A 14,671-nucleotide genomic window follows, 5' to 3' on the forward strand; every position below is an offset into this window, starting at 1 on the left:
CCGACATGGGGGTTGTCTAGGATACTCTGACATCAGAGCCCAAGTGAAAAGTAAGCGTGTGAATGTTCCAGTAAGTATCCTTGGCCGTTCGTTTCGGCTGATCTTCGCACAACCACTGGAGACCCTGAAAGTCATTGCTCCCGGAATAATTGCGGCAGGGCTCGCAAGCATACTCGTGATGATGGCTTTAGTCCTGTGGATCGTTTCAGATGAACGCTCACTACTTGGCTACACGGCACTGGCGCTATTGGTAGCCCTCGGGGTGATTGTGGGTTTGGCTGGAATTGTTGCCTTCGCAGTGCTTTGGCATAGACATGCGCTCTTGGACGATACCGCCCGCGATAGCGTCATGCGCCCAGCCGGCCACATCCTGAGCCGGTATCTTGGAGAGGCCGTACTGGTACTCATGATCACCTTTGCCGCCGCATTTCCTGTCGGTTCGATCTTCGGGATCGTCATTGCGGTCATGGACCATCAGGGTTTGGAGACGAAAACAGCAGAGATCCTTATCACAATACCCTTAACTGTTTTTTTGTTGTGGGTTGCGATCCGTGTGAGCTTGACCCTTCCAGCGGCATCAATTGGTCAAAAGCTTAGCATATCGGAGAGCTGGGTAGCGACGGGGAAGATATCTGGGGATATCTTCTGGACAGCAGTTCTGCTTACGATTGTAAACGTCACTATCTTCTCGTTGACCAACGGTCTGGCGACCGCCCTGCCCAAACTGGAGATCGCCTTCAGTCTGCTACAAATTGTAATTCAATCGCTTATCCACATCAGCTTGCTAAGCACACTATACGGACACCTCATACAAGGTCGGTCTCTTACCTAGGCCATACCCCCCTTAATCAAGCCTTCAGCGATGCGGGCATAAACCTCAGCCATTGGGCCTTCCTTTGCCGCGATGGGCGTACCGCCGTCCCCTGCCAACCGCGTATCGAGATCAATCGGGAGAGTACCCAACAACGGGACCCCTAGTTTCGTCGCCTCAGCGGCAACACCCCCCTGCCCGAAAATCTGATGTTCTGATCCGCAATCCGGGCAGACAAACATCGACATGTTCTCAATCAAACCCAACACAGGCGTTTTCAGCGTATCAAACATGTCGAGCGCCTTGCGGGCATCAATCAGCGCCACATCCTGCGGCGTGGAGACAACAATCGCGCCGGTCAACTCAGACTTGGTACATAGTGTCAGCTGAACATCCCCCGTTCCGGGCGGCAGATCAACCAACAAGACATCCAACTCGCCCCACTGCACCTGCCCCAACATCTGTTGCAACGCGCCCATCAACATGGGACCACGCCAGACCACCGCTTTGCCCTCCTCCATCATGAAGCCAATAGACATCAATGTGACACCATGCGCCTGCAGGGGAATGATCGTCTTGCCATCAGGTGACGCTGGGCGCTTGTTGACCCCCATCATGCGCGGCTGGCTGGGACCGTATATATCCGCGTCCAACAAACCCACCTTGCGCCCCGCCTTGGCCAGCGCCACTGCGAGATTAGACGATACTGTCGATTTACCGACGCCACCCTTGCCAGACCCAATGGCCAGAATGCGTTGAACGCCACTGGGTTTGCTTGGACCTTCCTGCGGCTTCGGGTGTCCGCCTATTTTGAGACTGGGGGGAGCCGCCTTCTTTTCTGCGGGACCATGTGCGGTCAACGCAACCGAAACGGCTTCAACGCCTGGGAGTTCAGCCACGATGTTTTCTGCAGCGTCTCGCAATGGTCCCATCTGGCGCGCAACTTCCGGGCTTGGCGCTTCGATTACAAACCGTACAGATGTGCCGTCAATTGCCAAGGCACGAATCAAATCATGCTCGATCAGGTTTTTGCCGTCCGGAAGCGCGACCCGCGCCAGGGCCTCTTCGATTTCGGCTTTTGTTATCGACATGCCCAAATTCTCCTCATCAGCGCTACATTCTTAAGCGCCTGTTTCCGCTAACATTATGTCCGGTGTTTATCTGCTTAACCCTATAGCACTACGCATAAAATTACGCTAGGCCGCCTATGCAATTGCTGCATGGCAGCATTGAAAATCTGTGTATTGTGCAATTGCAGCATTTTCCTAAATATAGGTCACAAGACGTGATATAAATGATCGAGAGGCAAAAGAGATGGCCTACTACACACACACAAACGCGCGGCCCAACAGCCTGATTGAGAGGGCGTTGATATCCTCCGCAAACATGCTTCAGGTATTGTCCGCCCGGTATGCGCGCTATCGCGTATACCGCGAAACCTACATCGAATTGTCCAGACTGGGCGATCGGGAACTGAATGACCTGGGCATGTCCCGGTCAATGATCCGTGGCCTGGCTTGGGAAACGGCTGAAAATTACACAGGCCTCAAAACCTGATCGAAATCAGGCGTCCGTCTCCTCCCTAGGGCGCCTGTACCAAAGCGGCGGCATCACTCCTCCCCGATGCCGCCGTACTGAACAAAGCGCGAAACAGCGCGCCACCCCTCTTCTGCAAACAGCAGTCGCGGGATGGTTATCGGATCAGGCGCACCAATCCTCCTCCCTGGGGCGTCTGTAACTTGGCAGCGGCATTCATCCTCCTCCCGGATGCCGCTGTCCCTAATTGAGCAAGCCAGAATGGCTTGTTGTCATATGCGTCGGAAGCAATCTCCTCCCTGATCTTCCGGGGCAGACAAAGAAGACGGTTCCCACCTCCTCCCGGGAACCGTCTTTTTTTGCCCGCTGAGATCCTAATCTCCGCCGTCGAAAGCACGAAATAAGAGCACTGATAAACCACGGCCCTCGATACGATGGGAGTCGCCCCGATTGTGAAAGGTTAGTTGTTCCTGACTTTGCATGCGACAAACCCGGCACGCTGCGCCCCATGGCCCTGCGGTATCGCCCTACCCTGTATTCATGAAGTGCACATCGCATGCGCAGGGTCACAGCACATTTATCTTGTACCACAGCCGTTGTCGGGTCGGCCAAAAGGGGGCATCAAGGTCAACACACGCAGTAAAAAGGCGCTACTCGCTCGAGCCGCGCGCAGATTAGATTGCCGCTATTGGACGGGTTACTCCAGATCAGATGCATGCTTGCGTGGATCTTACCAAGGCAAACTGCTGCCTGTCGCGCACTGTGCGTGAAACGGCGGCGTTTTCACCGTAGTGTCCCGATCTGACCTGCGGCGTGAACGGCGCTCGAATCTAGCTGCACAACTCCAAGAAAACGAATGCGGCGAACTACCCGCCGCACCGAAATCGAAACAAAAAAACGCAGGTGATGAAACCGCGTGGAGCATTATTCAAACAGACATTTTGCCCCGGTAGGACACGCCTTGGAGGTGGTTGGAAACAGAGTTTGCGGACTTCTGTTTCTGAAGTGAAACGCACGGCACAATTTCGGCATTTCATCAGTCGCAATGGTTAAAAAGAGGCGAGATAACAGCTTCCCTTGCCGAGGCTTCAGAAGAAAGACACTCTCAGCCTTAACCTGTATGCGAGACTGGCCAACGGAAGATGCCATTGTTCAAACGCCGAAACGCAAGCATGTTAAAAACATGCCGCTTGGAAAGGGCTTGCCTACCGGTGCATTGGAGCTGCGGGTTCAAAATGGAACATCGTCACAACCGGTGATGAACTTTGCGACGACTTTCTTGATGCCGGCTTTTTCAAAGGCGATCTCCAGCTTATCCCCTTCGACGCCCTGAATGGCACCATAACCGAACTTCTGATGAAATACCCGTTCGCCCACGGTAAAGCTCGATACGGCAGCCATGTCGATCACCGTGTTTTTGCTTTCGCGTGGTTGGCTGACACCCCGGTCCTGACTGCGCGCCTGCAGCCGCCGCCACCCCGGTGAATTATAGACATTCGCCTCTGCCGCCGCTTCATGCAGGTTCGATTTGGGGGCCGCCGCTCCATATCCGCCACCGTAAAGCCCCGGTGGTGTCAGCACTTCTACGTGCTCTTCGGGCAATTCGTCGATGAACCGCGAAGGCATCGCGCTTTGCCATTGGCCGTGAATCTGGCGATTGCCAACAAAGGAAATCGTGCAGACCTGTTCCGCGCGCGTGATCCCCACATAGGCCAGCCTGCGCTCTTCTTCGAGCCCTTGCAATCCGCTTTCGTCCATGGACCGCTGCGACGGAAATAGGCCATCTTCCCATCCCGGCAGGAAAACAATCGGGAATTCCAAGCCTTTGGCACCATGCAAAGTCATGATGCTGACCTTCTCCTCTTCGGCCGAGCTTTCATTGTCCATGTTCAAAGTAACTTCTTCGAGGAACCCCTGAAGGTTATTATAGCCTTCGAGCCCGCCCACCAGTTCTTTCAGGTTTTCAAGCCGACCTGGCGCTTCGGGCGTTTTTTCATTTTGCCAGAACGTGGTGTAACCACTTTCCTCAAGGATGGTTTCGGCAATCTCAATATGACTTACCGTTTCGTCTTTGAGCAGGTTATGCCACCGGGAAACGGCCGCAACAAACTGTTTGAGCTCGATTCCACCTTTGCCTTTGATCAATCCGCTTTCTACGGCCAGTCGGGCGCCCTCGATCAGACTGACGCCATTCTGCCGAGCCGTCACTTGGATCGTTTGTTGCGCCTTCGGGCCCAGACCGCGTTTGGGAACATTTACGATCCTCTCGAAGGCCAGATCGTCTTCCGCACTGATGACCAGCCGGAAATAGGCAATCGCATCCCGGCATTCCAACCGCTCAAAGAAACGCGGGCCGCCTATGACCCGGTAGGGCAGTCCAATGCTAAGAAATCGGTTCTCAAGCACGCGCATTTGATGGGACGCGCGCACCAGAATGGCCATGCTGTCCAGCCCAAATTTCTGCATGCCCCGCGTACCACGCTGTGCGGCCTCGATCTCTTCGCCGATCCAGCGCGCCTCTTCTTCGCCGTCCCAATGACCGATCAGGCGAACCTTCTCGCCCTCAGACAGGTCGGTGAAAAGGGTCTTGCCCAAACGTCCCTGATTGCCCTCGATGACGCCCGAAGCCGCGGCCAGGATATGCGGGGTAGAGCGGTAGTTCTGCTCCAGCCGCACCACATGCGCGCCGGGAAAATCCTTTTCAAACCGCAGGATATTGCCGACCTCAGCACCGCGCCACCCATAGATTGACTGATCATCATCCCCGACACAGCATATGTTCTTATGCCCACCCGCCAACAAACGCAGCCAAAGATATTGGGCAACGTTGGTATCTTGATACTCATCCACCAGAATATAGGCGAACCAGCGCTGATATTGCGCTAATACATCCGGGTAATTTTGGAAAATCGTGACCATATGCAGGAGCAGGTCACCAAAATCCGTGGCGTTCAATTCGCGCAATCGCGTTTGATACTGGGCGTAGATTTCGGGACCACGATTATTATAGGCCCCGGCATCGCTGCTGGGAATTTTGTCCGGGGTCAGCGCGCGGTTTTTCCAGCTGTCAATGATGCCCGCCAGTTGCCGCGCGGGCCAACGTTTGTCGTCAATTCCTTCAGCGCGCACCAATTGCTTTAACAGCCGCAGTTGATCGTCCGTATCCAAAATGGTGAAGTTCGACTTTAATCCCACCAGTTCCGCGTGGCGCCGCAGAAGTTTTACGCAGATGGCATGAAACGTGCCCAACCATGGCATCCCCTCAATCTGCTGACCCAACATTGTGCCGACGCGGATTTTCATCTCCCGGGCGGCCTTGTTTGTAAAGGTGACCGCGAGCACTTCGTTTGGTCGCGCCCTGCCCGTGCTCAGCAAATGTACGATCCGCGCCGTCAAGGCACGTGTCTTGCCGGTACCTGCACCGGCCAGCATCAGAACCGGACCATCCAGCCTTTCAACGGCAGTGCGCTGCGCCGGGTTCAACCCATCGAGATAAGGCTGCGGGCGCGCGGCCATGGCACGTGCGGACAAGGATGCGCCATCAAAGGCGTCCATTTCATCAAAATCGCTCATGGGGTCAATGTATCGACTGAAACGCCAGAGGAAAAGAACTGTTCTTGATGCGTTCTGCTTTTTTCGATCGCGGCGAGTGCAACCCACGGGGCATACGCTTTGGCACATAAGATACCTTTTGCTCGATGCGCCTGCATAGCTGAAATCGCAGCGGGAGTGTCATCTTTTCAAGTGATTTTCGGCGAAACAGATCTGCATCAGACCCTTGATCTTTGACACCCAGCCAGCAATTTCAAGCGCGGTTTTCGGAATTTGCCGGTCCCCACATCCGATGATGGAGCTTCATTGTGCGCCGGAATGTTGCTCTGAGCGTTCTGACAACCACAACCATCCACACCCATGATCCGCAAGGGCGTGGCCAGCGGCAAAGAAGTCATGCATAGAGGGTCGATATGACGGACTTACACGCCAAATACCCCGCGATCAGCGATTTACGGCATAAAGCGCGCAGCAGGCTTCCTAAATTTGTTTGGGAATATCTCGATTCCGCGACCGGAGATGAGGCAACAAAAAGGCGAAACCGGACCAGTCTGGACTGCATTGGGCTTATGCCTTCGATCCTGCATGGCGAATTCGAGCCGGACCTCGGCACGTCGTTTTTGGGGCGTGATTTGCCTTTGCCCTTCGGAATAGCGCCTCTGGGAATGTCTGGGCTGATGTGGGCAGACGCGGAGGGTGATCTGGCCCGCAGCGCCGCGCGCGCAGGAATTCCCTATGCGCTTTCAACTGTTGCCACGCAGTCACCTGAAGATCTGGCACCTCATTTGGGCACGGATGCCTGGTTTCAGATGTATCCACCCCGAGATGAGGCCATCCGCACCGACATGCTTTTGCGCGCGAAATCATCGGGATTTTCGACACTTATCCTCACCGTTGATGTACCCGTGGCGTCGCGACGCGAGCGTCAGACACGCTCGGGTCTGACCTTACCGCCGCGCCTGACACCGCGTTTGTTGGCACAGGTGGCGATGCGACCTGCATGGGCGTCCGCCATGGCGCGCCGCGGCATGCCCCGCATGCGCACGCTGGAAAAATACGCTGCCGAAACCAACAGTGCACTCTCCTCAACAGCGCATGTTGGGTATCTTTTGCGCACATCGCCGGATTGGGAGTATGTGCGTTGGTTGCGTGACGCTTGGGACGGTCCTTTCATACTCAAAGGGGTCTTGCGGGCCCAAGATGCGCAACAAGCCGAAGCGCTCGGTATTGATGCGATTTGGGTTTCCAATCACGCTGGCCGTCAGTTTGATGCAGCGCCCGCCAGCATCGACGCGTTGCCCGATATGCGCGCCGCGACGAAATTGCCGCTGATTTTTGATTCTGGTGTCGAGGGCGGCTTGGACATTCTGCGCGCCATGGCGTTGGGTGCCGATTTCATCATGCTCGGACGCGCGTTCCACTACGCCTTGGCCGCTCTGGGCCCGAAGGGGGTCGATCATCTCATCGACATCCTGCGCAAGGACCTGATCGCCAATATGGGACAACTGGGTGCCAAATCGCTTGACGATCTACCGCCAGCATTCAAGTTGGACTGACGCGATAAGATGTCTTTGCTGACCAAAGGTCACTTTACATTTCCGCGCCAAAATGCTGCGGTGCGGCACAATTAGCGTCCCCTACCCGAATGTACGCATTTACGCAGAAGGATAATCTTTCTAAATAGGCGCATCCGCCGAACCTAAAAGAGGCTGCCAAATGACAGAATTCCGCAAGATCCTGATCGCCAACCGAGGTGAGATCGCCATCCGCATCATGCGCGCGGTGAACGAGATGGGCAAAAAGACCGTTGCCGTCTATGCCGAAGAGGACAAGCTGGGATTGCATCGTTTTAAAGCGGATGAAGCCTATCGTATCGGTGAGGGCTTGGGACCTGTTGCCGCCTATTTATCGATAGACGAAATCATACGGGTGGCCAAAGCCTCTGGCGCAGATGCCATTCATCCCGGATATGGGTTGCTCTCTGAGAACCCGGATTTCGTCGATGCTTGCGACCAAAACGGCATAACTTTCATAGGTCCGCGTGCCGAAACAATGAGAGCTTTGGGCGATAAAGCCTCCGCGCGCCGCGTCGCGATGGCCGCAAACGTACCTGTCATTCCCGCAACGGAAGTCTTGGGCGATGACATGAAAGCCATCAAGGCCGAGGCAAAAGAAGTCGGCTATCCATTGATGCTCAAAGCGTCATGGGGCGGGGGCGGGCGCGGCATGCGTCCGATCGCGGCTGAGTCGGAGTTGGAAGAAAAGGTGCTGGAAGGCAGACGCGAAGCTGAAGCCGCCTTTGGCAATGGCGAGGGGTATCTGGAAAAGATGATCCTCAAGGCGCGCCACGTTGAGGTTCAAATTCTGGGCGATAAGCACGGCAACATGTACCACCTGTTTGAACGCGACTGCTCTGTTCAGCGGCGCAATCAAAAGGTCGTGGAACGCGCGCCTGCGCCGTATCTGAGCGATGCACAACGTGCAGAGGTTTGCAAACTGGGTTATGAGATTTGCAAACACGTGAACTACGAATGTGCTGGCACAGTCGAATTCCTGATGGATATGGAAGACGGAAAATTCTATTTCATCGAAGTAAACCCGCGTGTTCAGGTGGAGCATACCGTGACAGAAGAAGTCACCGGCATTGACATCGTTCAGGCCCAAATCCTGATTGCAGAGGGCAAAACCATCGCTGAAGCGACAGGCAAGCCAACGCAAAAAGACGTGCAACTCAACGGTCACGCGCTGCAAACGCGCATCACCACAGAAGATCCGCTGAACAATTTCATCCCAGACTACGGCCGGATTACCGCGTTCCGTGAGGCCACAGGCATGGGCATCCGGCTGGACGGCGGCACGGCCTATTCTGGCGGTGTGATCACGCGGTATTACGACAGTCTTTTGGTCAAGGTCACCGCCAAGGCACAGACGCCAGAAGCGGCGATTGCCCGGATGGACCGGGCCTTGCGGGAGTTCCGGATTCGCGGCGTCAGCACCAACATCGCCTTTGTTGAAAACCTGCTGAAACATCCAACGTTTCTGGACAACACCTACCACACAAAATTCATCGACGAGACACCGGATCTGTTCCAGTTTTCAAAACGCCGGGATCGTGGCACCAAGGTGCTGACATATATTGCCGACATCACCGTGAATGGGCACCCTGAAACCAAAAACCACCCGCGCCCCGGTGCCCATGTAAAAGACCCAAAACCGCCCGCACTGATGGCCGAACCGATGATGGGCACGCGCAACCTGTTGGAGCAGAAAGGCCCGCAAGCGGTCGCAGATTGGATGAAACAACAACGCCAACTGCTGATCACCGACACGACCATGCGCGACGGGCACCAATCCTTACTGGCGACACGCATGCGCAGCCACGACATGATCAAGGTGGCGCCTGCCTATGCCGCAAACCTTCCGCAGATTTTCTCCATGGAATGCTGGGGCGGTGCGACCTTTGATGTGGCCTATCGCTTCCTGCAGGAATGCCCCTGGCAGCGCCTGCGCGATCTGCGCGCTGCTATGCCGAACATCATGACGCAAATGCTGCTGCGCGCCTCAAATGGCGTCGGTTACACCAACTATCCCGACAACGTCGTGCAGGAGTTCGTCCGCGTCGCGGCGAACACCGGCGTGGATGTTTTCCGTGTGTTTGACAGCCTTAACTGGGTGGAAAACATGCGCATCGCAATGGATGCCGTGATTGAAAACGGCAAGGTTTGCGAGGGAACGATTTGTTATACCGGGGACATCAATGACCCGGATCGTGCCAAGTATAACCTGAAATACTATGTCGATATGGGCAAAGAGCTGCGCGAAGCTGGCGCCCATGTTCTCGGCCTCAAGGATATGGCGGGTCTTCTGAAACCTGCGGCCGCGCGCCAGTTGGTAAAGGCCCTCAAAACGGAAGTGGGTTTGCCCATTCACTTTCACACCCATGACACGGCGGGTGTGGCCTGCGCGACCATCCTTGCCGCGGCAGAGGCGGGTGTTGACGCAGTGGACTGCGCAATGGACGCCTTGTCGGGGAATACGTCCCAGGCGACGCTTGGGTCCGTTGTCCAGGCGCTGCGCCATACAGATCGCGACACCGGTTTGAATATGGCTGCGGTACGCGAGATATCGGACTACTGGGAAGAGGTACGCGGACATTACGCGGCCTTTGAGACTGGCATGCAAGCGCCTTCCTCCGAAGTTTACCTGCATGAAATGCCCGGCGGGCAATTCACCAACCTCAAGGCGCAAGCGGCATCACTTGGGCTGGAGGATCGCTGGCCGGAGGTGGCGCGCACCTATGCGGATGTAAACCAGATGTTCGGAGATATCGTCAAAGTGACGCCGTCCTCCAAAGTCGTGGGCGATATGGCCCTGATGATGGTGGCACAGGGTCTGACCCGCAACGATGTGGAAGATGCCGGAACGGATGTGTCCTTCCCCGACAGCGTGGTGGATATGCTGCGCGGCAATCTTGGGCAACCTCCCGGTGGGTTCCCCAAAGGCATCCTGAAAAAAGTATTGAAGGATGAGAAACCAAACACCGACCGCCCTGGAAAGCATCTGGCCCCGGCGGATCTTGAAGCCCTTCGAAATGAAGCTTCCGAGGCCATGAACGGCCGCATCGTAGATGATGAGGACCTGTCAGGGTACCTGATGTATCCTAAAGTCTTCCTCGATTACATGGGGCGTCATCGCACTTATGGACCAGTGCGCACTTTGCCTACCCGGACTTTCTTTTACGGCATGGAAGCAGGCGAAGAGATTTCCGCCGAAATTGATCCCGGCAAAACGCTGGAAATCCGCCTGCAGGCCGTGGGCGACACCAACGAGGATGGCGAGGTCAAAGTTTTCTTTGAACTGAATGGTCAGCCCCGCGTCATTCGTGTGCCAAATCGACTGGTAAAAGCTACAACAGCACAACGCCCCAAAGCGGAAACCGGCAATGCAAACCAGATCGGAGCGCCGATGCCCGGCGTTGTGGCATCGGTTGCGGCGGCTGTTGGTAACAAAGTCAAAGCTGGCGATTTATTACTCACCATCGAAGCCATGAAAATGGAAACTGGGATTCACGCGGAACGGAATGCAACGGTAAAAGCCGTCCATGTGAGCCCCGGGGGCCAGATAGATGCAAAGGACTTGCTGGTCGAATTGGAGTAGGTCGGAGGCTAATTTACAGACAATACGACCAGTACCGATTGACCCTGCTGTGTTGGCCTGGCCGCATCACCCTTTTGGGCCGGGACTGAGAATTCAAAAAGGCACTGCAAGATGAGATTGTCTTCGTTTTCTTTCATTGTTCCGGATTACGACGCGGGGATCGCGTTCTTTTGTGGCGTTCTTGGATTCGATCTGATCGCGGACATACCTCAAGGTCACAAACGTTGGGTGGAAGTGCGCGCACCGGGAGCGATGAGTTCCGTCGTTCTGGCGCGAGCAGACAATGCAGAGCAGAAAAAAATGATTGGAAATCAAGGCGGCGGCCGGGTTTGGTTGTTTCTTGAAACAGATAATTTTGCGCGCGAACACAAACAGTTGCTGGCGTGCGGCATCCTGTTTGAAGAAGATCCACGGAACGAGATCTATGGTCAGGTTGCGGTGTTTCGCGATCCGTTTGGCAATCGTTGGGATTTGATTCAGAAGGGCAGTTGAAAAAACGGCGGCTTGTCGCGATGTTGCGAAAAAACCGGAAAAGAATTTTCATGTTTTTTGGTTTTTCCCCTTGCAGGAAACCGACAGCACAGCTATTTCACGCCTCACCCAAGGATGCGGGCGTAGCTCAGGGGTAGAGCATAACCTTGCCAAGGTTAGGGTCGGGCGTTCGAATCGCCTCGCCCGCTCCAATGGGAAAATCAGTCAAAACAATCGCTTGCTGTGTAAAGAGCTACGCAGGTTAGTGACGGTCAGACCACGCAACATCATAAACCTGTTCATGGAGCTCGTCGTCACCATCCATCCAACCTTTTACGATCTGGACACGATCCAGGTTTGCCCCAATGGGGTCGCGCAACGCATAGATCATGAACTTCGGAGCATCAGCGGTTGCACGGCGTAGGTCCGCCCCCATTGGAACACCTTTCTGGTATCCGGCAAAGGCGGGTTGGCGGCCTCTGAGGTCTGCTGCGGAAAACTCCCAGCCTCCGAAGAAGCGGACCATCATACGCGGGCCGGTGGTTGCATAGACCTCGCGCCGCACCATCGCGTCCCAAAGGCTTTCGCGCGTGTTCTCTTCGGCCCAGACGCCGGTGTATCCGGATGCCGAAAGAGCCCAGCCTGGAAACTCACCTAGATCCGTCTTGGTAAATGGGTGGTTTACTCGGTTCGCAGATGGTTCAGCGTTGGTTGCTTTTCCAAAGTAATTATCGCTGTCAGCGGTTGAGAGCGACGTATGGCTGTCCGTGGCCCCGGAAAACCCAAACCGGTAGGGATTAACACCAAACTTCATTTGGGTAAGCGTCCGGTCAGGCCGGTTTATGGGGCGGTTTTCCATGGCAGGAGATCATCGACACGGTTGATCTTGTAATCTGGAATGCGAGCGAGTGTGTCGGCCAGCCAGACCTGCGGATCAATGCCGTTCAGTTTGGCGGTTTCGATCAGGTTATAGGCGATAGCGGCGGCGCGGCCACCGGTCTGTGATCCAACGAACAGGTAGTTCTTGCGCCCGATTGCGACGGACCGCATCGCCCGTTCGGCTGTGGTGTTGTCCAACTCCAAGATGCCGTGGTCGAGGTAAGGACGCAGCCGAGCCATGCGCGTCAGGGCATAGCGGATTGTCCCCGCCAGCGGTGACTTACCAGAGATACTGGGGAGTTGGGCGTGTAGCCAGGCTTCGAGATCGTCGAAGATCGATTTTGCCTGCGCTTGTCGGAGATGCGCACGCCGTTCTGGCGGCGATCCACGGGCCTCTTTCTCGACAGCGTAGAGCTGCGCGATACGCTTTATGGCTTCATCTGCGATTGCCGAACCCTGAGCGCGGTGGACGTCCACGAACTTACGTCCCGCTGCCCGGCAGTCGTTTGCGCAGCGAAACGATGAGAGGGGACATGCGCCATGCAGGCGACCTCGCGGATATCGCCTGAACGGTAAAGGTCTTCGAACCCGGCATAGCCGTCCGCATGCATCCAGCCATGGTATTTGGCGAGATGATCTTTGGGGTGCTGGCCTTTGCGATCAGGGGAGATTTGATACCAGCTTGCGGGTGGCACGTCGCTGCCCCACGGTCTCTCGTCGCGCCCATAGGCCATAATCGCGCGGTCGCGGTCTTTCCGGTGCCGGGTGCCAGCATTTTGACCGGCGTGTCGTCTGCAAAGATCGCTCACCCGGCCAGCACGTGCCGTCCAATGGCATCGGCCAGTGGTTCCAAAAGTGCTGTGGACTTGCCGATCCAATCCGCCAGCGTTGAACGATCAATGTCGATCCCATCGCGCTCGAAGATGCCGCTTTGGCGATAGAGCGGCAGATGGTCGGCGTATTTGTTAACCAGAACATACGCCAGCAAACCCGGACCGGGGCGGCCCCGTTCGATGGGACGCAATGGCAATGCGGCTTGTGTGAATGCCTCGCAACCCGAACAGGCAAAGCGCGGTCGAACGATGCGGTTCACAATGAAGCGGCCAGGAACGTATTCCAGTTCCTCGGTCACGTCCTCGCCCAGGCGGCGCAGTCCACCATCGCATTGAGGGCAATCATCATCGCCAGTCGTCAGCTCCACCTCCATGCGCGGGATGTGATCGGGGATCGGGCGGCGCTTGGGTTTGTCTTGCGGCTCTTCGTCAGGAAGACGCAGCTTTGCTGTCATCTTGGCAACGGCGATCCCGCTTGTTTCCAGCGCAAGTTGAAGCTGTTCGATGCTCTCGGATGACGACCCGAACCGGTGATGGCCCCTCTCGGCAGATTTGACTGCACCAAATCGCCTGCCGGGCAAGGGTTGACCAGCCAGCTGATGCCGCAACTTCTCGATCAAGACTGCCTGCGACTTCACCTCGGCCAGCAAAAGCGCTGTGAACTACCTCAGCTCGTCAGGATCTTTCGGTAAAGATTTGTCGACGTCCAGCATGGCCAGACCATAACAAAACAACAGCGCGACGGGAATCCCATGCGGGCGTTTATCCTGCCTTGAGCGGTGTCCAACTGCGCTGCGGCACACGCCAATCGATCCCTTCCAAAAGCATTGCCAACTGAGTTGGCGTCAGGGCTATTTTGCCCTCTTTCGCCGATGGCCACACGAACCGACCCTTCTCCAAGCGCTTACTGAACAGGCAGGCACCTTGTCCGTCCCACCAAATGATTTTGATGAGATCGCCGCGCCGACCACGGAAGACAAACAGATGGCCCGTGAACGGATCCTGCTTCAGCGTTTGTTCGGCCTGCGCCGCAAGCGTTGTGAACCCACGCCGCATGTCGGTCACACCGGCAGCCAGCCAGACCCGCGTGGTCGCCGGAACCGGGATCATACAGACAGACCTCGGATGAGCCGGGCCAGTACTTCTGGATCATAGCTGCCAACAATCCTCAGCTGATGACCGCCTGCGATGTCGATCTCAATTGCGCAGTGTTCGGAAGCGGCATTGGCTGCAAGAGTGGGGGTCGGTTCTTCGGCCACCGGCCGATCAACAATCTCAACTGGAAGGAAACAAGACTGAGGGGCAGCCTGTTCTTCGACGGCCTTCAGATCGGGTGCAGATTTTGGATCACGCAGCCACTTATGGATCAGATTGGTGTTCATCCACTGCCAGGCAGTGCATGTTTGCATGCACGAGAGGGGGCATACCGCCG

The 14,671-nt window shown here is 56.0% G+C and carries 13 protein-coding genes and 1 tRNA gene; 6 read left to right on the forward strand and 8 right to left on the reverse strand.

The window, feature by feature from the left end; all coding sequences use genetic code 11:
* Positions 1 to 58 precede the first annotated feature (58 nt).
* Positions 59 to 832, forward strand: coding sequence for a hypothetical protein (locus R8G34_05680; GenBank protein ID MDW3222369.1), 774 nt, complete (start codon positions 59 to 61; stop codon positions 830 to 832).
* On the opposite strand, the gene R8G34_05685 is transcribed toward R8G34_05680, so the two are convergent.
* The gene (locus R8G34_05685) at positions 829 to 1,902 is read right to left on the reverse strand and encodes an Mrp/NBP35 family ATP-binding protein (GenBank protein MDW3222370.1); all 1,074 of its coding nucleotides are present in this window, start codon (positions 1,900 to 1,902) and stop codon (positions 829 to 831) included. The genes R8G34_05680 and R8G34_05685 overlap by 4 nt on opposite strands.
* Before the next feature lie 295 nt (positions 1,903 to 2,197).
* On the opposite strand from R8G34_05685, the gene R8G34_05690 reads away from it, so the two are divergent.
* Positions 2,198 to 2,368, forward strand: coding sequence for a DUF1127 domain-containing protein (locus tag R8G34_05690; protein ID MDW3222371.1), 171 nt, complete (start codon positions 2,198 to 2,200; stop codon positions 2,366 to 2,368).
* A gap of 1,209 nt (positions 2,369 to 3,577) precedes the next feature.
* On the opposite strand, the gene R8G34_05695 is transcribed toward R8G34_05690, so the two are convergent.
* Positions 3,578 to 5,920: a UvrD-helicase domain-containing protein gene (locus tag R8G34_05695; GenBank protein ID MDW3222372.1), complete on the reverse strand. Its 2,343-nt coding sequence runs from the start codon at positions 5,918 to 5,920 to the stop codon at positions 3,578 to 3,580.
* Positions 5,921 to 6,312: 392 nt separating this feature from the next.
* Between R8G34_05695 and R8G34_05700 the strand changes: the two genes are divergently transcribed.
* The 4 genes from R8G34_05700 (at position 6,313) to R8G34_05715 (ending at position 11,739) form a co-directional block, all read left to right on the forward strand.
* A complete protein-coding gene (locus R8G34_05700) occupies positions 6,313 to 7,455 on the forward strand; it encodes an alpha-hydroxy acid oxidase (GenBank protein MDW3222373.1) in 1,143 nt (380 codons plus the stop codon).
* Positions 7,456 to 7,615: 160 nt separating this feature from the next.
* Positions 7,616 to 11,056, forward strand: a complete 3,441-nt coding sequence (locus R8G34_05705; protein MDW3222374.1) for a pyruvate carboxylase — start codon at positions 7,616 to 7,618, stop codon at positions 11,054 to 11,056.
* Between the two features lie 111 nt (positions 11,057 to 11,167).
* Positions 11,168 to 11,548, forward strand: coding sequence for a VOC family protein (locus R8G34_05710; GenBank protein ID MDW3222375.1), 381 nt, complete (start codon positions 11,168 to 11,170; stop codon positions 11,546 to 11,548).
* Positions 11,549 to 11,664: 116 nt separating this feature from the next.
* Positions 11,665 to 11,739, forward strand: a tRNA-Gly gene (locus R8G34_05715).
* A 50-nt stretch (positions 11,740 to 11,789) separates the two neighbouring features.
* Here the strand turns inward: R8G34_05715 and R8G34_05720 are convergent.
* The 6 genes from R8G34_05720 to R8G34_05745 form a co-directional block, all read right to left on the reverse strand.
* Complete coding sequence (locus R8G34_05720) at positions 11,790 to 12,386, reverse strand: DUF3604 domain-containing protein (GenBank protein MDW3222376.1); 597 nt, start codon at positions 12,384 to 12,386, stop codon at positions 11,790 to 11,792.
* The gene (locus R8G34_05725; protein MDW3222377.1) at positions 12,368 to 12,883 is read right to left on the reverse strand and encodes a transposase; all 516 of its coding nucleotides are present in this window, start codon (positions 12,881 to 12,883) and stop codon (positions 12,368 to 12,370) included. Before R8G34_05725 ends, R8G34_05720 begins: the two co-directional genes overlap by 19 nt.
* A complete protein-coding gene (locus R8G34_05730) occupies positions 12,835 to 13,215 on the reverse strand; it encodes a transposase (protein ID MDW3222378.1) in 381 nt (126 codons plus the stop codon). Before R8G34_05730 ends, R8G34_05725 begins: the two co-directional genes overlap by 49 nt.
* Complete coding sequence (locus tag R8G34_05735; protein ID MDW3222379.1) at positions 13,212 to 13,877, reverse strand: transposase; 666 nt, start codon at positions 13,875 to 13,877, stop codon at positions 13,212 to 13,214. Before R8G34_05735 ends, R8G34_05730 begins: the two co-directional genes overlap by 4 nt.
* A gap of 124 nt (positions 13,878 to 14,001) precedes the next feature.
* A complete protein-coding gene (tnpB, locus tag R8G34_05740; GenBank protein MDW3222380.1) occupies positions 14,002 to 14,349 on the reverse strand; it encodes an IS66 family insertion sequence element accessory protein TnpB in 348 nt (115 codons plus the stop codon).
* Positions 14,346 to 14,621: a hypothetical protein gene (locus R8G34_05745; GenBank protein ID MDW3222381.1), complete on the reverse strand. Its 276-nt coding sequence runs from the start codon at positions 14,619 to 14,621 to the stop codon at positions 14,346 to 14,348. Before R8G34_05745 ends, tnpB begins: the two co-directional genes overlap by 4 nt.
* Positions 14,622 to 14,671: the final 50 nt, after the last annotated feature.

This window comes from Paracoccaceae bacterium, assembly GCA_033344815.1.
Classification (GTDB): Bacteria; Pseudomonadota; Alphaproteobacteria; order Rhodobacterales; family Rhodobacteraceae; genus Roseobacter.